General features: G+C 39.8%; 16 protein-coding genes. 6 read left to right on the top strand and 10 right to left on the bottom strand.

The window, feature by feature from the left end; translation table 11 throughout:
- Positions 1-40: 40 nt before the first annotated feature.
- On the bottom strand, positions 41-1,102 hold the full coding sequence (gene bamC, locus L3V38_RS02440) for an outer membrane protein assembly factor BamC (protein ID WP_130150644.1): 1,062 nt from the start codon (positions 1,100-1,102) through the stop codon (positions 41-43).
- Positions 1,103-1,474: 372 nt separating this feature from the next.
- Between bamC and L3V38_RS02435 the strand changes: the two genes are divergently transcribed.
- Positions 1,475-2,008: an ACT domain-containing protein gene (locus L3V38_RS02435; protein ID WP_130150643.1), complete on the top strand. Its 534-nt coding sequence runs from the start codon at positions 1,475-1,477 to the stop codon at positions 2,006-2,008.
- A gap of 10 nt (positions 2,009-2,018) precedes the next feature.
- A complete protein-coding gene (gene bcp, locus L3V38_RS02430) occupies positions 2,019-2,498 on the top strand; it encodes a thioredoxin-dependent thiol peroxidase (protein ID WP_130150642.1) in 480 nt (159 codons plus the stop codon).
- Positions 2,499-2,569: 71 nt separating this feature from the next.
- On the opposite strand, the gene queE is transcribed toward bcp, so the two are convergent.
- A complete protein-coding gene (gene queE, locus L3V38_RS02425) occupies positions 2,570-3,235 on the bottom strand; it encodes a 7-carboxy-7-deazaguanine synthase QueE (protein ID WP_130150641.1) in 666 nt (221 codons plus the stop codon).
- A 121-nt stretch (positions 3,236-3,356) separates the two neighbouring features.
- Between queE and queC the strand changes: the two genes are divergently transcribed.
- Positions 3,357-4,037, top strand: a complete 681-nt coding sequence (gene queC, locus L3V38_RS02420) for a 7-cyano-7-deazaguanine synthase QueC (RefSeq protein ID WP_228074481.1) — start codon at positions 3,357-3,359, stop codon at positions 4,035-4,037.
- A gap of 41 nt (positions 4,038-4,078) precedes the next feature.
- Here the strand turns inward: queC and L3V38_RS02415 are convergent, their stop codons facing one another.
- From L3V38_RS02415 to L3V38_RS02400, 4 genes are all read right to left on the bottom strand, one after another.
- Positions 4,079-6,253, bottom strand: a complete 2,175-nt coding sequence (locus tag L3V38_RS02415) for an exonuclease domain-containing protein (RefSeq protein WP_237118249.1) — start codon at positions 6,251-6,253, stop codon at positions 4,079-4,081.
- A gap of 64 nt (positions 6,254-6,317) precedes the next feature.
- Complete coding sequence (locus L3V38_RS02410) at positions 6,318-6,506, bottom strand: DUF3185 family protein (protein ID WP_062569921.1); 189 nt, start codon at positions 6,504-6,506, stop codon at positions 6,318-6,320.
- A 64-nt stretch (positions 6,507-6,570) separates the two neighbouring features.
- Positions 6,571-7,977 (bottom strand): ATP-binding protein, encoded by a 1,407-nt coding sequence (locus tag L3V38_RS02405; protein ID WP_237118248.1) that lies wholly within the window; start codon positions 7,975-7,977, stop codon positions 6,571-6,573.
- On the bottom strand, positions 7,977-8,651 hold the full coding sequence (locus tag L3V38_RS02400; protein WP_130150638.1) for a response regulator transcription factor: 675 nt from the start codon (positions 8,649-8,651) through the stop codon (positions 7,977-7,979). Before L3V38_RS02400 ends, L3V38_RS02405 begins: the two co-directional genes overlap by 1 nt.
- A gap of 167 nt (positions 8,652-8,818) precedes the next feature.
- Here L3V38_RS02400 and L3V38_RS02395 point away from each other — a divergent pair, with 167 nt between their 5' ends.
- The 3 genes from L3V38_RS02395 to L3V38_RS02385 are packed head-to-tail and all read left to right on the top strand — an operon-like array spanning position 8,819 to position 12,804.
- On the top strand, positions 8,819-10,762 hold the full coding sequence (locus L3V38_RS02395; RefSeq protein ID WP_237118247.1) for an LTA synthase family protein: 1,944 nt from the start codon (positions 8,819-8,821) through the stop codon (positions 10,760-10,762).
- Between the two features lie 15 nt (positions 10,763-10,777).
- On the top strand, positions 10,778-12,403 hold the full coding sequence (locus L3V38_RS02390; RefSeq protein WP_237118246.1) for a phosphoethanolamine--lipid A transferase: 1,626 nt from the start codon (positions 10,778-10,780) through the stop codon (positions 12,401-12,403).
- Positions 12,404-12,423: 20 nt separating this feature from the next.
- Complete coding sequence (locus L3V38_RS02385) at positions 12,424-12,804, top strand: diacylglycerol kinase (RefSeq protein WP_237118245.1); 381 nt, start codon at positions 12,424-12,426, stop codon at positions 12,802-12,804.
- Here L3V38_RS02385 and L3V38_RS02380 read toward each other — a convergent pair.
- From L3V38_RS02380 to L3V38_RS02365, 4 genes are all read right to left on the bottom strand, one after another.
- Entirely contained in the window at positions 12,801-13,034 is a 234-nt protein-coding gene (locus L3V38_RS02380; RefSeq protein ID WP_237118244.1) for a hypothetical protein, read from the bottom strand. The genes L3V38_RS02385 and L3V38_RS02380 overlap by 4 nt on opposite strands.
- 64 nt (positions 13,035-13,098) lie before the next feature.
- On the bottom strand, positions 13,099-13,851 hold the full coding sequence (locus L3V38_RS02375) for a hypothetical protein (protein ID WP_237118243.1): 753 nt from the start codon (positions 13,849-13,851) through the stop codon (positions 13,099-13,101).
- Between the two features lie 376 nt (positions 13,852-14,227).
- Positions 14,228-15,073 (bottom strand): HDOD domain-containing protein, encoded by an 846-nt coding sequence (locus L3V38_RS02370; protein WP_130150630.1) that lies wholly within the window; start codon positions 15,071-15,073, stop codon positions 14,228-14,230.
- Between the two features lie 245 nt (positions 15,074-15,318).
- On the bottom strand, positions 15,319-17,472 hold the full coding sequence (locus L3V38_RS02365; RefSeq protein WP_237118242.1) for a TonB-dependent siderophore receptor: 2,154 nt from the start codon (positions 17,470-17,472) through the stop codon (positions 15,319-15,321).
- Between the last annotated feature and the right edge of the window lie 224 nt (positions 17,473-17,696).

Genomic DNA, 17,696 nt, shown 5'->3' with positions numbered 1-17,696 from the left:
GGTGAGGCTCTTTCTGTGGTGGTTTTAACTTTTATAATTATTAAATATTAATACCGCGCTGGCGCAGCGCATTTTCTAGTGCTTGTTGTAGGTCATTCATTGTACCTGGCTCTAATGTAGTTCCTTCAGAGTCCATCCACGTCAGACTCGTACCGCCTTCATTTGTGCGACTTACAAGTATTTGGTATTGGCCATTTTCGATTGGTAACTCTGCTAATTCTTCACCCCAAATTGAATCCCAAACGCTTGACTCAGGCTTCTTGTAATCAGCCGTAATCAAACCTCTTTCTTGGTCAATTTCAACAATCGTGAAAGATAAACGCTCTAAGAAGCCAGAAAAACGATCAAATACCACAAAGTAATCTTGTTCAGTCACTAATGCAGCGTTGCCTTTGTTATCAAATCCCATTTCAAGAGAAATAATACCTTGTTGCTTACGCATTTCGACTTCAAGTTGACGATAACGGTAATCAAACTCAGCAATTACTTGATTAAGCGCTCGCACTTCAAGCTGTTGCTTTAAAAGTGGCGTAAGCTCTTGCGAGTCACTTTTAAAATCAACCAATTTGCTGCTTAATGATGCCGTACGCTGGTGAGATTTTTCTTCAATTGTAAACAAGAATCGCTGTTGTGAAACGTCTGCTTCATCTTCCCAAAACCAAACATCTTCTGGTTTGATGATGCTATACCAATCAGTCTCAATACTGCCAAGCAACTTGTCTTCCTTCGTTGCGCGAGTATTCTCTTCATGTAATACAGCGTTAATTGAGTCCCAAATAAACTCGTCTAAGTCAACAATGCCGTCGTTTTTGTCAAAGTATACGCGAGCATCTTTATCACCCTCTTCTACCCAGCTACCCTGAGCAATAGTGATAACTTGTGCGGGTGGACGATAATTTTTTGCTTCTGGATCGTTGTCATATTGAGCAACATCCATTTTATAGGTCAGATCTTGAGCTGGCTGCGCAAGTCCTTCAGGCGCTTTAACCGGTTCGTTAGCACGATAATTACGTTTATGATGTGCTTCGTCAGTAAAGACACCGCACCCTGTTAAACTAACCATTACGCTTACTGCAAGCGCCTTTGAGATCCAATACTGCACAGATATTTCTCCTTAGCAAACCCTTAATTTTTTTAACAAATGTATGAGTGGGTAATGCCGATTTGGTTCACTGTAAAATCATTTTTGACTTTACATTTTTTGTTTTTATGCAAAAAACCCTAATCAATATGGGTTAGCGCGTAACCACTATGTTTGCTTATCGCCTTGCAAAATTTTAACTATGGTACTTTCAGATGCCCCTAAAAACAAGAAAGAGCGTACTTTATTAATGGCTTAATTAATCACCGCTATCGTCTATTCGGTAAATTATGTTAAACTTCGCCGCCGTGCGGTATTAAACTCACGTGAAATCAAAGCTTATTCTGGCTTATATCCGTTGGTATTTATTAATTACTAGGTACTTAAAATTCCATGACTGCTTTTACGAATCATCAGATAGTGCTCACTGCGATCGGTGAAGATAGACCGGGTATCGTTAGCGAACTAACTCAACTAGTGAGTGATTGTCATTGCAATATAATCGACAGTCGAATTGCTATTTTAGGCAACGAATTTACCTTCATCATGTTATTAGCTGGTGACATGTCGGCAATTAGCCGAATTGAACATACATTGCCAACTAAAGGGATGGAGCTAGGCTTATTAACCATGATGAAACGCACAGCAAGCCATGTGGCAAGTGAGTTTTGTGCAGGTTACACACTCGAATACACAGGTATCGACACGCCAGGAACTCTCAGTAAAGTGACACGCTTTTTTGCTGATAACAATATCAGTATTTGCTCATTAAAATCAGATACATTTGATGACGATGAAGATGTGAAAATGCGTTGTGAACTAGAGTTTAATATTCCAGTAGAAGTTGATATTGATAAATTTAAAGTTAGTTTTGAAGATCTTTCTCGTAGTTTGAACGTAGACTATATTTTCAGACGCATTCGCTAAGGAGCTAAGCATGAACAAAATTAATCCTCTTCAAGCAGGTGATACAGCCCCAGCTTTTAGTTTACAAAACCAAAATGATGAAACAATCACACTCGCTGAGCTATTAAAAGAGCAGCAAGTGCTTGTTTACTTCTATCCAAAGGCATCCACTCCAGGGTGCACAGTACAAGCTGAAAACTTACGTGATGAAAAAGCTGAGCTTGCTAAATTAAATACACGTGTTGTTGGTATTAGCCCTGACCCAATCAAACGTTTAAAGAACTTTGAAACCAAAAAAGAACTTAACTTTGATTTATTAGCCGACGAAGATCATGCTATTGCTGATGCATTTGGTATTTGGGGTTACAAAAAGTTTATGGGTAAAGAGTACGAAGGTATTCACCGTATTAGTTTCCTTGTAGGCCAAGACGGTAAAATAAAACACGTATTTGATAAGTTTAAAACTAAAGACCACCATCAAGTCGTGCTTGATTATTTAGCTCAAAGCTAATAATTGAACTGAGTATAAAATACAAAAGCGTTGCCATTGTGCAACGCTTTTTTGTTCTACAGAGTAATAAACTAACTAATTCCCAAATACTTATGTACTTGCACTGACAGGCGCCAGTTTTTAGCGATACAGGTCTCAATAGCCAGTTTGGTTGCTGAGGTTTTTTGGCTAATTGGTTGCAGGTACACTAAACGTGGGTTCACTCCTGTTTTTAAGAATAAGTCTTCAAGTTCTTCAACGTGCTTTTGCATTGCAACTGGGTGTTTAATTTCGTCTGCACGTTGCATGGCACTGCGTAATACGTTGTAGCCACCACGCATATTAATTTTTGGTGATACAGTCACCCATGTCTGCTCTGGGACTAAAATTTCAAATGTGCCGCTGGTTTCAATTTGAGTTGAGTAGCCATTTGCGTGTAATAATTCACACACTGGATTTAAGTCGTACATGCAAGGCTCACCACCGGTGATCACCACATGTTTTGCGTTGTAGCCACGTTCTTTAAATAGCGCTAACACTTGCTCAGCCGTTGCTTCTGCCCAATGATCTGAGTCGGCTTTTTTCTCAACCGTGTCATCTAAGGACACTTTATATACATTATCAACATCCCATGTTTGCTTTGTATCACACCAAGCACAACCCACTGGGCAGCCTTGTAAACGTAAAAAGATTGAAGGTGTACCTGTAAAACTTGCTTCACCTTGAATTGTTTCAAACACTTCGTTAATTTTGTACAAAAGACATCTCACTTACGACGCAACGGTATAAAATACATACCATCAAAAAACCAAAAACACGCGCAAAAATTGTTATTTAGGCTCGAGCCGTGTAGTATATCGCGCCCTGAAGTAAACCTCTATCAAAAGTAAGAGCAAAACAGATATGACGCAAAAAGTAGTTGTGATTTATTCCGGCGGTATGGACTCATTTACCGTATTAAATAAAGCCCTGCAACAAGGCCATGAAGTATATGCCCTGTCGTTCGACTACGGCCAGCGTCATGTTAAAGAGCTTAAAGTAGCTGCTCAAGTGTGTGAAAATTTAGGTGTTTCTCATAAGATTGTTGATATTTCAGCTATTAACCAGTTAATTGGTGGCTCATCTTTAACTGATGATATCGAAGTACCAGAAGGTCACTACGAAGAAGAAAGCATGAAGAGCACAATTGTGCCTAACCGTAATATGATCTTACTTTCACTTGCAGTGGGTTATGCGGTGTCTTTAAAAGCAAGCAAAGTCTATTACGGCGCGCATTCAGGTGACCATGCAATTTATCCAGACTGTCGCCCAGAGTTCGTACAAAAAATGGATGATGTTTGCCGTATTGCCAACTATGACGCTGTGGAAATTTTCAGCCCGTATTTAAATAATACCAAAATCGATATTTTGACAGACGGTTTAAAAATGGGTCTTGATTATAGCCAAACATGGACATGTTATAACGGCCGTGACAAAGCTTGTGGCAAATGTGGTGCTTGCCAAGAGCGTTTAGAGGCTTTTGCATTAAATAACGTTACCGACCCTATCGAATACGAGTAATCTTATTTTGGATGGGACAGATTAAGTTTAAAAAGGCGAGTTTAACTCGCCTTTTTTGATTGTGTTTGTTGAATCAAATTTAACAGCTCTGCAGTGGCAGTTGCATCAGCTAATGCTCTATGGTGGTTAGTTAAATTCAGTTCAAAATGAGCCGCTAAGTTACCGAGCGAATAAGACTTAAGCTTTGGAAATGCTCTTCGTGATTCAACCACAGTACATAGCTTGGGCATTTTAAAGCCTTGCCCAAGTGCAGCGTATTCTTTACGAATAAAGCCATAGTCAAAATTCACGTTGTGAGCAACAAATACACTGCCTTTTAATAGTGAGCGCAGTGTATCGGCTATCTCTTCAAAGCGTGGGGCATCACGGACCATGACAGCATTGATACCGGTAAGTTTAGTAATAAACGGTGGAATGCTTCGCTCAGGGTTAATTAAGCTTGCCCATTGATTTATCACCTCGCCAGTTTGCACTTGCACAACGGCTATTTCCGTAATTTTGTTATTACCTTGTAGGCCGCCTGTGGTTTCTATATCAACCACGCTGTAAATGCGAGTAGGGTCATTAAACCAATTTACCGCAACGATGTTCACAGTAAAGCCGTGCTGTTTTAACACATCAATACTGACAAGTTGGTTGCGTCTTAATTTGTCGCCTGGGGCCTTTACTTCTTCGAATGTGAGCTTGCCCTCTTTGAGCACCATTAAATCTGGGTAGCCATCTTTTAGCTGCTTAAATGTTTTTGTCATTTGCAAAATATGTGACTTTAAATTTTGTAAACCACTGTATTTTATAAGTAACTTTAATGGTTCTAAAACATCACTGTGCCATTGAAATAAACCTGTCGGTGTATCGTAAAACTGCCCTGCCGCTTTACACACATGCTTAAACCAAGTATCACTTGATGTTAAAAATGCTAACTTTTTTTCTATTTGTTTTTGCTGTGAGTCGTAAAAGTTATCAGCAAGAAGCACTTTGGGATAAATATCAAATTCGTTGCATGGTGGGTACGGCGTATCAATAAAAAGCTCTTGCCAAAATGTCAGTGTAAATAAGCTCAACCAAAGGTTATTTTCGCTAAAAAAGACAGTGCATTCCTGTTGCTGATAATGCTCACACACCCCTTGCTCTACGTCACCACGATAAATGTCATCAATGTTTAATTGATGCTCTGTATCAACGAGCATTTGCGTTAAACGCGAGCGTTGTTGTTTATTGTATTTGCGTTGTAAGAAATCCTCTGCAAAATACAAAATGCCATCATCAAGTGGATCGTGAATTATTTGCTCAAGCTTTTGCTCAACCCACTCTTTATCCCCCTCTTTATAGCGCTGGCGAATTGCTAGCTCTTGCGCTTCACTACTGCCTTCACAGTGTTCGAGTAACTCACATGCAAACGCTAAATCATGCTCCTTCAACTGCTTATATAAGCGAATAAGTAATTTGTTTTTGATACTCTGGGCTAATTCATCTTCACAGCTAATGGCTAAAAGTGCTTGGGCTAAATTTTGATACTGCGCTGCTGACTCGCTTTGCTTAAACTGCATGCGCAATTGATTTAATTGATACTGTGTTTGTGCTTCGGCCAAGGTTTGAAAACGCGACAGCGTTTTGCTGACATCACCACGTACTCTGGCTATCCCTAAATCACGCATCACAAAGCGATTTTGGTGGTTTATATCACCACCACTCAAGCGACCACTATATAAAAACTCAAAGTACTCGTAATACTGGCTTCGGCTATTCATCACAAATTGACTGAAAAGCGTTTCTAACAGATTACTCGTACGATCGATGTGATCTTTGCATAGTTGAATTAATGCCCCTTTGCTTGCTGACTTTTTAAAAACAACAGTAGATGACATTAGCTCATCATTCGCTAAAAGGCTCACCAACTCCGGCTTAGTTAAATGTTCAAGTACTAAGTCTAAATTTTCACTTGTGGGGTGTGCCACCAGCCCTTGCTGCTTAAGCTTAAAAATAGCACCATGAAGATTGGGGATCTCTTCATAATTAAGTGAGGATATTGCGACAAGTTTGGGCTTACGCGAGTAAATACGCAATAAGGTACACAAGCTTTGCTCATCAAGTTGAATTAACCTTGATAGAAATAACTGCTGCTTAGCCGTTAACAGGCGTGTGCACTGAGTTTGGATAAACTCTGCAAGTTCAAAAAAGTGACTTAAATAGTATTTTGCTGGTAATTGTTTCTGCATAGCTAACACCACAACTGTATATAAACACAGTATCAGGTATTAGCTTGCTAATTTCAATGTTTGATTACTTAACTTTTAATATGCCTACAACCGCACAGATTGCACCACCTACCATACCTAACCACGCTTCAATCGGTGTATCACCACTTAGCGTACGACTTACTTGCGCGCTGGCAGAGTCATATACGTTATATCCCCACACAGCCAGTGCAACCCCAATGACGATAAGTGCAATACCAATTATTTTACCCATAGTTTTTTATTCCTTATTGTTGTTCATAATCAGTGTTGCACATAAACACGGAGGCTGCAAAATTTCACTTTAATATCAAACTAAAGGTAATTGTTTGCTCACTTTGCTCAACCAATAGTTCTGCATCAATAGCTTTCGTTAATGCATTTGCTATCGATAACCCCAGCCCAAAGTTATCATTTGACGTTCGCGCGGTGTCTTTTTGCCAAAGTGGGTCAAATAACTGGCTCATTTCCTCCTTACTTAAAGCGGTTAAGAGCGTATTCCTAACAGTTAAAATGATTGAGCTCCCTGCTCTTTTAGTTTTAATCAACACATATGTACCTTCAGGGCTATATTGCTTAGCATTATTCACCAAGTTGGTAATAATAGACTCAAGCGCAAATATATTACTGATTATGGCCGGCAGGGTTTTATCGAGTTCAAATTCGAGTCTCGATGTATCACCGTTTTCCAACACTCGCATAGTCACCTGATTTAAATCACACGCCTCATTTTTTGGCAAAACCTGATCACTGTATTTATGCAGTAGCAACAAGTTAGAAACAATGCTTTTTAGACGCTGGCTGATGTTTAGCACTTCCGGCTTAAAGTCTTCATTGAGTTGTTGTTCTTTGGGAAAACGAATGGCCACTTCTGCCATATTAATTAACTCTGCAATGGGTGTTTTAAGTTCATGGGCGATATCTGACGTTAAACGTTTCTCACGAAAATAAAGCTGCCTGTTTTCTTGTATGAACGCATTTAGACTCTCAACAATCGGCTGCAACTCTTTTACAGGCTCTTTAATTACAATTTGAGCACTTTTATCGGCAATACTAAGTAGGCTTATATCTTTGTTGAGTTGATTTAATGGCGCAAGCGATGAATCAACTGACTTACGGACAAAAAGTCGAATAAATACAATGACGGTGACGGTCGTGACAACAAAAATAATATCAATGAGCCAAAGAATAAAGTCCACTTCTTCTGATGAGGCTGCGTACGCTAGGGTAAGAGGCATTTGAACAGCAGACTTATTACTTTCGTAGTTACCCGCTCTTACATGCGATTCAGCCTGAGGAAAAAAGCGAGTATAAATGATTCTACCGTCACGGCCATCGGGCAGTTTAGCAGCAATAATTTTCGATTCGCCAACGTCTAAACTCTGCAATGTAAGGGTCTTTACTTTAAATAAATTAAGGCTTTTAGAGCGCGTAAATACGCCTGCTTCTGTCCAGATTTGAAAATATTCAGGTTCAACCTTACCATCAAACTCTGGCATAAATTCACTTGAAAAGTTAAACGCCAGTCCTTGCTCATCTTCATGTACCAAGGTCATTAACATCCCTGCTTTTGACTGCAGGCCGCGATTAAATTCGTTATCAATCCAGCTATCAACAGCAATATCGGTGGCTAATAAAATACTTAAAACAAGCCCAGTAATAGCAATTGATAAAGTGACAACCAGCTTACTTCGAATTGATTTCATCACTTACCTTGTACTATGTAGCCAAAGCCACGCTTAGTTTGAATGGGAAGTTCTCCACCAGCCGCTCTTACTTTTTTACGAGCAGATGATAAATGTGCTTCGATTGAATTCTTTGATACTAAATCGTATTGACCTGCAATGTAACTACTCAGTTTTTCTGCTGTGATGACTTTATTTTGATTACTAAACAAGCACTCAACTATTTTATACTCGTTAGGCGTTAAGTCGATTACTGTATCGCCCACTTGTAATAATTTAAGCTGTAAGTTAAGCGCCAAACTATTAATATAAATCACATCACTTTTTGCTTTCAAATTTCCACGACGCGTTAAGTTTAATAACCGTGCATGTAATTCATCAAACGAAAAAGGCTTTGTTAAGTAATCATCAGCGCCTGTGAGCAGCCCTCTAACTCTATCTTCTGGCTCTTGTTTAGCCGATAAAATAAGTACTCGCACATCAAGCTGCTTTGCTCTGATGGTTTGCAGTAAAGTAATGCCATCAATACTCGGTAGCATTAAATCAAGAACTATCAGTTCATACTCTCCTGACATAGCCATACTTAACCCTTCGGCTCCATCTCCTGTTTCATCAATGGTAAAACCTAAGTTTTCAAGACCTATTCGTAAACTGCGTCGCAAAGACGCCGAATCTTCAATGAGTAATAGCTTCATAGCTCTCTCTTATAAAACATTCTAAGCGTAGCTTACGCTGTAAAACTTAAGATTTACTTAAGGTTTACTGAATTTTAGCTAACCCAGTAAACATTAAGTTTTTCATAAGTATTTCTTAAGCTTTGCTTCCTAGTATTGCGATACTTTTCGATTAAGTAAGTATAACTATGCAAGCAATCACATCCGTTCTAAAACCACTATTACGTTTTACGCTACTGATTATGTCAGTTTTTACATTGTCTAGAATGGGCTTGCTATTATGGCAACAACAAAGGTTAGCAAATGGCGATAGCCTTGCCGTTTTATTGGGCGGCTTAAGAGTCGACTTAAGCAGCGTAGGCTACTTGTCAGCCTTGGCTGTTTTAATGTTACTCGCTGATGTGCTTTTGCGCAGCAAAACTGCTTTTTTTCAGCATGTTTTTACTCTTTATAGCAGCATAGTTGTGACTTTAATCGTGGTTGTTGAGGCTTCGACCCCCGCGTTTATTACTCAGTACGATGTACGACCTAATCGTTTATTTGTCGAATATCTCGATTACCCTCAAGAAGTCTTTTCTATGCTATTACATGGCCACCTATTTGCCATGATAAGCACCTTAATTATTGCAACGCTTAGTTGTGTGTTTGCGTATCGTTATATAAATGCAGCATTTAGCAAACAGCAAAATGCTAAAACCGTTAGCCAAGTGGTGATACTCGTCACTACTTTATTTGTTTGCTTAATTAGCGCAAGAGGCACTGTAAGCCATCGCCCTTTAAATCCTGCATTAGTGTACTTTTCAAGTGACTCACTGGTTAACTCTTTGGCTCTAAATTCAACTTACAGTGTTGCATTTGCTATTAAGAATATGGGCAATGAAAAAAATGCCAGTAGTTTATACGGTACCATGCCACGTGATGAGATTTTACAAACAGTAAAGCAAGCAGCCTATAAAAATCAGTTTGTAACGCAGAGTATTCCTACCCTAGCCAACAACACACCTTTTAATACAGGCAAACACAAGAATTTAGTGATCATTTTAGAAGAAAGCTTAGGCGCACGCTTTGTTGGTGAACTAGGTGGTATTGGTGTAACTCCTGAGCTTGATAAGCTTTATCAGCAAGGCTGGGGGTTTGATAACTTATACGCAACGGGCACACGCTCTGTACGCGGCATCGAGGCCGTAACAACCGGATTTCCTCCTTCGCCTTCACGATCTGTAGTAAAGCTCTCTAAGTCACAGCACAACTTTTTCTCACTCGCTGATGTATTAAGCCGCACAGGCTATACCACCCAGTTTATTTATGGCGGTGAAAGTCATTTTGATAATATGAAAAGCTTTTTCTTAGGGAATGGCTTTAGCGATATTGTAGATATTAGTGACATGCAAAGCCCAGAGTTTATTTCGTCGTGGGGCGCAAGCGACGAAGACTTGTTTAATCAAGCTGATAAAGAGCTGAGTGAGCTAAATAAATCAGGAAAACCATTTTTCAGCCTTGTGTTTACCTCAAGTAACCACGACCCATTCGATATTCCAGAGGGTAGAGTAACACTGCCTGAAGGCCACGACCCAGAAAACGTCAAGCGCGATCTCGCAATCAAATATGCTGATTATGCTCTTGGTAAATTCATCGCGAAGGCAAAAACGCAAGATTACTGGCAAGACACCGTCTTTTTAGTGGTTGCAGATCATGATGTGCGCGTGTTTGGTTCAGAGCCTGTGCCGCTTAAATCTTTCCACATCCCTGCTGTGATCCTAAATAGTGATATGGATGCAAAGCGCGATACTCGCTTAGTCAGCCAAATTGATTTACCCGTTACTTTGTTGTCGTTATTAGGCGTTGAGCAAGCAACCCCTATGCTTGGTTATGATTTAACGAAACACTACCCTGTTGAGCGCGCCATGATGCAGTACTACGACAACTTTGCTTACGTAGAAAATGGTGAAGCCGTAATACTCATGCCAAATCAAAAAGTGAGTTATTGGCGCTATGACCCTTCAAGTAAAACCCAAGTTGCCATTGATAAAGATGGCAGCAGCGTTGAGCTTGCCAAAAAAGCCTTAGCGCACGTCTTATTTAACAATTTAGCTTATACCGAACAGTTGTATCGCTTACCAAATAAATCGTAGCGATGAGGAATGATTATGAGCATGCAAATTAAACAACTCCTTACTAAAAAATGGCACGTTAGCTACAGCCAATTTGTCTGGCTGGTGTCGTTGTACTTGGTTATTGTATTTAATGGTCTGTTTTTATTTAATGTATTTGAAGCTGCAAGCAAACCTGAACATGTCGATTGGTTATTTATAGCAAGCGTACCGTTTTTCTTATTAGCACTGGCGGCAATGGTGTTAAGTTGGTTATCGTTAATCACCTTTGTAAAACCCGTGCTTTTAACAAGCATCGTGGTTTCATCGTTGTTGTTTTATGCAACCTTAAATTACGGTGTTATCTTTGATAAAAGCATGCTGCAAAATATCTTAGAAACAAATTCAGGCGAAGCATTTTCATACCTTAATGTACAAGTTATCGCTTTTATTTGTGTGTTAGGTGTACTGCCTGCTTACTTGTTTTCTCGCTTTAAAATTGTCGGAAACTTTCGTGTGCGCCTTAAAAGCTTTGCGTTTCTTAACGTTACAGCATTTATTGCTGTAGCTGTTATTGCCGTCCCATTTTATAAAGATTACGCCTCTGTAGGGCGTAATAATCGCCAATTAACCAGCTACATTACCCCCTTTGCATTTTACACTGCGGGCTATAAGTACCTGCGCGATAATTATTTTTATCCACCTTTACCTTTTAAAGTGTTAGATAAAACACCGCACCTATTAGCTAAGCAACAAAGTTCACTGACGATTATGGTGGTAGGCGAAACAGCACGTGCAGCAAACTTCTCACTGCAAGGTTACGACAAGCCGACTAATCAATATACCCCTAAACTTGGCGTGAAATATTTCAGTGATGTTAGTTCATGTGGCACCGCAACTGCCATTTCTGTACCTTGCATGTTCTCGCGCTTAGACCGCAGTCACTATGATTCGCGCATCGCGCAAAGCCAAGAAAATGCCCTAGATATCATTCAACGAAGTGGTGTCGAAGTAACATGGATTGATAACAATAGCAGCTGTAAAGGGGTTTGCGTACGGGTAAACTCACAAACGGTAGAACCAACAAAGAGTAACCCACTTTGTGACGGACGCTATTGTTTTGATGAAGTACTGGTTGAAGAATTAGCCGCAAAGCTTGCTAAAAGTCATGCGAAGCACCAACTAGTGGTGCTACATATGATTGGTTCACATGGGCCAACCTACTATCGCCGCTATCCAGAAAAAGACAGTAAATTTTTGCCTGATTGCCCACGTAGCGATATCCAAAACTGTAGCAGTGAGCAACTCACCAACACCTATGATAATACCATTGCTTATACCGACCTAGTGTTGAGTAAACTTATTAATTTACTGCAAAACAGTCAGGCGGATGACAAAGCTCTGCTGTATGTTTCTGATCACGGTGAATCACTAGGTGAAAAAGGCTTGTACTTACATGGCTTCCCGTATGCGTTAGCGCCTAAAGAGCAAACCCAAGTGCCTATGCTGTTTTGGAGTAATAAACTAGCCGATACCCGCTTTAATCAATGTATCGAACAGCAGCGTAACCAGACTTTTTCGCACGATAACATTTTTGACACCTTACTTGGCTTAACCCATGTACAAAGCACTGAATATCACCCAGAGCAAGATATCTTTAATGCTTGCTCAATACAAAGCTAACGAAATAGAGATTTCATACTATGCAATTTGATAGCACTAACAAACCCATGGGCATTAAACGTATTCGCCTCGCATTTAAAAACTCCCAACGCGCATTCACGTGGTTAGCAAAGCATGAGTCTGCTTTTAAGCAAGAGCTAATACTGTTGGTCCTAGCCATCGCAGTGGTTTTTGTCTGGCAGATTAGCCTGTATGAGAAAATTATGCTGCTTGTATCTGTGCTATTTGTGATGTTTGCTGAAGTCATCAATACGGCAATTGAAGCCGCCATAGACCGAATAGGCCTTGAAATTCATCCATTATCAGGCCTAGCTAAAGACTTAGGCTCCGCAGCCGTGCTGATTGCTCTAACGGTTTGTGCGTTGGTATGGGGCGGCGTGTTTGTTAATAACCTAAGCTAACTCGCTTTTTTATCATCAGGGGTGTCATTACAAAGCGCACAGTGGCGCCCTTTTGATGAATGATATAAACGGGTTGCGATAAAAATGGCCGTAGCAATAAAAGACCAAAGTAGCGCAAAACCCAATGCGCTTAAGGGCTCATGGCCTTTCAAGATTTCTACCATAAATAATAAAATAGCCACCAGCGTAAAAACTTTAGTGGCTCTGAGTATCCAAAATTTTGCACCCATAACTTACTCCTTTAGAAGAGACTCCTTTAAAAGGATAAGTGTAGTTCAAAATAAGAAAAACACCTTACAAACTTAAAGCAGGCTCAGACAATATTTGTACGTTATTTTTAAATACTTCTAAAAGCCCAGGCGGTGACTGTTCCGTACCAAGCACAGTCACATGACAAACATAACGATAACCATTGTTAGTAAAGGTATAAAAATGATTGCCCCCACTGCCATCAAAACTTAATGTGCCCCCTGTGATCACAAGGCTTGGCTCATCTTGCATAGATTGATCAATTTCCCATGCAGCATAACGGTACTGATTATCAGCAAGCTCATCGATACGAATTAGATGTTTTTTTGTTTGCCACGTTAATATCGGCTTTGTGAATTCACGAAGGCTTTTATGTAATGCTTGTTTTTGCTCGTCAATCAGTGCTTCGCGTCGTGTTTTTTCTGCCTCTGATTCATAAGGCACAGCCCAAATAGAGCCATCAAAGTCTAGCCATAATTTGCCTGAATCAAACATAATGCCGCGCCAACCCATCATTTCCCAATCATGGCGAATATTTGAGTTCACGATTTGTTCGACAAACTCTTTATCAAAAATTTGCTCAAAGTTTTCTATAAGCATTTGCTCATTTTCTATTGCTTGCAGTGGCGCTTTACGCTGCAAAGGATAATGCACTCGCTTGGCAATGGCAGCTTTATCCCCCGATTTAAATGCCGCAACCACAGGTTTGACGATATTTAGGTGCTTTGTTGCGGCAAAAGCTGAAATCGAGAAAATACCGCTAAAAAACAATACCAGTAAATATTTAATTACTTTCACTTTAATACCTATTTAATAGACTGAGTGAAGCGTAACAAATATATGTGTAATGCGCATATCTTTAGCTGTTTAAATTTTTGAAAATATTGAGCTCTAAAGCTCGATATAAACACGCTATTTTCTATCAGAGATGGTTATGTACTTACTTCATAATTTGCGCTGAACCACACGTCATTAGTTTCATATAAATAACGCGACGTAAAGTCGCGACTACAGTTTATCAAACTGCTTTTATATCTATATTTAAGGTTAAGTTTACTCACGGTTTCAAGGTAAAGCCTACGGACTAATGAGCACTTACCGAAGCTCGTGAATTAGATAAAAGCGAGCAGTGAATTAACACCACCCGCTTGCTTATCGAAGGTTTTTATTGGCTTTAACTCGCCATTGAATTGTCGAGGTAATCTTCTAGAAGATCAGCGTATTCCTGCTCAATAACTCCTAATTCGATAAAGCACTGATCTTTAATTTTTAGCCACTCGCTTGAATGTTGCCTGTGTCTGGCATAGTCAATCATGCTTTCTGCACATTTTAAAATAGCAAAGGCCATTCGCTGGTGGTCATTATCACTTAGCTGTAAAAAGTGGCTATTATGATGGTTTAAAATAACGTTACATAGCGGCTTAGGTAAGTGCCACGATGTGGCAATAAAATAACCTATAACAGCATGGTCGCACTGATAACGAGCTTGCTCAAGATCGGTTATTACTTGCTCTTTTGCATGATTTGCGTGTTGTAATACGTCAATATAGTCACGGTATTTTAGAGCCATTGCTGCAATGCCAACATTGTGGAAAAGGCCTAACGAGTAGAGCTCATCAACTGGCATCAGCGACTTGTAACTATGTCCAAGCCATACACAAGCGTTTGCTACTTCAACAGACTCATCCCAGAATCGCTCTAAACTGATGCAGGCATCACCAACAAAGTTGTTCTTGAGTAATGCGAGTGTAACTAAACGATTTAGTTGCTCTAAACCCAAAAACATAGCCGCTTGTTTTATATCACTGATCGTTCTTTGTAAGCCAAAAAAAGGGCTGTTGATGGTTTTTAATAATAAAGCAGAGAGGCTAATATCTTTAGAGATCATGCTGGCAATTCTATCTAAGCAAGCATCGTCTAACTCCATTTCAGTTGCAATTTCATCGAGTAGTTCAGGCTTAGGTGGTATATGAAAGCCACGTTTTAACGATGTTAAACGCTGCTCATCTAACGTAATCATTTATCTAAAATCCCTCAAACAAGCAAATAGCTCGTTACTTAATTTGGCAACAGAATAAGCCAGTTTATTTAAAAGGGTGTTATTTAAGATCAATAAGATTAAAGAAGGAAATGAGTTGTCATAAAATGAAACAGCTCGTCGCTGTTTAAAGCTAGAATAGCGAAGAAGCCCTGATAACCATAAAACTAAAGGTGCACAAATGCACCTTTAGTTGTAACTCGATATAAGCCTATCCCAGCAATCAATTAAAAGTTATAGCTGAAGCTCAGTGATGCATTACGTGGCGCACCATAGCGGTAAAGGTCATAGTAGCCTGCTGTCATGTAGTTATAGTATTTCTTATCGAATAGATTATTAACATTTAACTGTAAATCCATTGATTCATTAATATTATAACGTGCCATCAAGTTTACAATTGTATAAGCATCTTGCTCTACATTACGTGTTGTGCCTTGCGCATATGACTTGCTTTGCCAGTTAAGACCACCACCGACTGTAAGCGCTGGTAATTGTTTTACAAATTGGTAGGTCGTAAATAACTTAAATTGCTTACGTGGTGAATCTGTATTTACTTTGTTGTTATCGGCATCTTCGGCTTTAAACTGTGAGTAGCCGGCTGAGATATTCCAACCATCCACAGGCTCCCCCATCACTTCAAACTCAAAGCCGCGACTTTGTGTTCCTTCAGCGCCATAATATGCTGACATTTGTTCAGCGGTTGGCACAAAGTTGGGATCTTCTGCTGCTAAGTTGTCTTGTTGAATATCAAAAATAGCCAAAGATGTTTGCAAACGCTCATCAAAATAAGCACTCTTTAAGCCAATTTCACTTGCTTTACCATCAACAGGGTCTAAATACTCCCCGTTCGCATCTAAGCTATTTTGCGGACGAAAAATTTCTGTGTAGCTGGCATACATGCGATGCTGATCATTTAAATCAAAGAGTGCGCCAAAGTAAGGCACAAAAACCCCTGAATCACCGTAATCTTGTTGATCGCCGTAATAGTAACGCTCTCGCTCCCACGACGAAATACGCCCACCAGCAATCACTTTAAACGCATCAGTTAACGAAACTCGTGTAGCTGCGTAAAAGCCTTTTTGTACTGTGTCGTTATCATCTTGTAGTGTCACTTCTTCAGTCCAATTAGGTTCTGCAATATCATCCCCTTGGAAATCAAAAAAGTTATTAATAGGGACCGCATCCCATGCGCTACCACCAATGATAGGATCGGGATCGCGAGTACTTGTTTCACCAGTTTGCTTAGAGTAAAGCGCACCCACCACAAAGTCATGACTCTGTTCAAACAAAGTGTATTGACCTTTAAGCTGCACATCAACACTGTCTTGCTCTGTTGAGCCAAACGCAAAATAACGTTGCCCTGTTAAGCCCGCCCCTGTTTCTTTATCTAATGCACCATAGACATAAAATAAGCGGCTTTCTTTATCATATTTTGAGTGATTATAATTTGCTGTTAACTGCCAACCATTCGAAAATAAATGCTCAATGGTTGCAAAATAGTTTTTGTGCGTTGTTTCCCAACGAGTCCAGTCAAGGGCCGTAGTTTTAGAGTCATCCCACTCAGTTGCTGTGCCGTCTGTATAGTATGCAGGTAAAGCGCCCCACACAGGACCATGCGGATCACTGTTCTGGTAACTCGCCCCTACACGCAGGATAGTATCAGGTGTTAGGTCAGTCTCTAATACACCGTAGAAGATATTTTTATTCTCTTCGTATAAGTCGATATATGATTCACTATCAACCACTTTTGCGACCACTCGACCGCGCACTGTACCGCTATCATTTAAGCCATTCGCGATATCAAGGGTTAACTCTTTTTTATTCCAACTTCCTATTGAAGCATCAACGTAACCAGTTAAGTCAGTATTACGCGCGCGTTTGCGAACAAGATTAATTGATGCAGATGGGTCGCCCGCACCTGTTAGTAGACCCGTTGCGCCTCGTACAAACTCTACTCGTTCATAAATTGCAACATCCGCTGACGTTTCACCAGAATCCCCTGCCAAACTCCACGATAAAGGCACACCATCAATTTGATAGTTAGACACATTAAACCCGCGTGATTGCATGGTGTTACGAATATTATCCATTTTTGAAGATGACAAACCAACCGTATTATCAACTGCGTCAATAATCGTGTCTAAATCTTGATCTCGAATACGCTCAGCAGTAAAGACTGTTACAGACTGTGGAGTCTCGCGAATAGATAAACCAAGGCCTGTCGCTGTATCGATATTTTCGTTAACAATGTACTTACCATTTACAGTAATTTTTTCTATGAGGTCTGTTTCTTTTTTATTAGTTTGTTCTGCTGCAAAAGCACTGTTTGACAAAAGCGCTAAGCTCACCGCTGTGGCTGTAGGAAGTAGAGAAAAATTCATAATAACCCTTGTTATTGAAATAGCACAAAGATGCTATCACGAACAATTCCCATTTGCATTACATTTAATGTTAATATAGTACAATTCACACTAAATAATAACTACTGCCCCCTAATGCTAATTTAAAAAGCTGATTCTATTAATTTGAAAATTTAGTTTAGCGATAAGAGAAATAACGACTTCAGTTTCTACTACTTGCAATAAACCCTATTCCAAGACCTAAC

The sequence above is a fragment of the Pseudoalteromonas sp. L1 genome, assembly GCF_021728095.1.
Classification (GTDB): Bacteria; Pseudomonadota; Gammaproteobacteria; order Enterobacterales; family Alteromonadaceae; genus Pseudoalteromonas.
Note: the sequence above shows the minus strand (reverse complement) of the source record. Positions and strands in the feature narration are given on the sequence as shown.

Excerpts from the sequence above, each read along its gene's own strand:
- L3V38_RS02435 (WP_130150643.1), top strand. The coding sequence starts at position 1,475 with ATGACTGCTTTTACGAATCATCAGATAGTGCTCACTGCGATCGGTGAA.
- bcp (WP_130150642.1), top strand. The coding sequence starts at position 2,019 with ATGAACAAAATTAATCCTCTTCAAGCAGGTGATACAGCCCCAGCTTTT.
- L3V38_RS02415 (WP_237118249.1), bottom strand. The coding sequence starts at position 6,253 with ATGCAGAAACAATTACCAGCAAAATACTATTTAAGTCACTTTTTTGAA.
- L3V38_RS02410 (WP_062569921.1), bottom strand. The coding sequence starts at position 6,506 with ATGGGTAAAATAATTGGTATTGCACTTATCGTCATTGGGGTTGCACTG.
- L3V38_RS02405 (WP_237118248.1), bottom strand. The coding sequence starts at position 7,977 with ATGAAATCAATTCGAAGTAAGCTGGTTGTCACTTTATCAATTGCTATT.
- L3V38_RS02400 (WP_130150638.1), bottom strand. The coding sequence starts at position 8,651 with ATGAAGCTATTACTCATTGAAGATTCGGCGTCTTTGCGACGCAGTTTA.
- L3V38_RS02395 (WP_237118247.1), top strand. The coding sequence starts at position 8,819 with ATGCAAGCAATCACATCCGTTCTAAAACCACTATTACGTTTTACGCTA.
- L3V38_RS02390 (WP_237118246.1), top strand. The coding sequence starts at position 10,778 with ATGAGCATGCAAATTAAACAACTCCTTACTAAAAAATGGCACGTTAGC.
- L3V38_RS02385 (WP_237118245.1), top strand. The coding sequence starts at position 12,424 with ATGCAATTTGATAGCACTAACAAACCCATGGGCATTAAACGTATTCGC.
- L3V38_RS02380 (WP_237118244.1), bottom strand. The coding sequence starts at position 13,034 with ATGGGTGCAAAATTTTGGATACTCAGAGCCACTAAAGTTTTTACGCTG.
- L3V38_RS02370 (WP_130150630.1), bottom strand. The coding sequence starts at position 15,073 with ATGATTACGTTAGATGAGCAGCGTTTAACATCGTTAAAACGTGGCTTT.
- L3V38_RS02365 (WP_237118242.1), bottom strand. The coding sequence starts at position 17,472 with ATGAATTTTTCTCTACTTCCTACAGCCACAGCGGTGAGCTTAGCGCTT.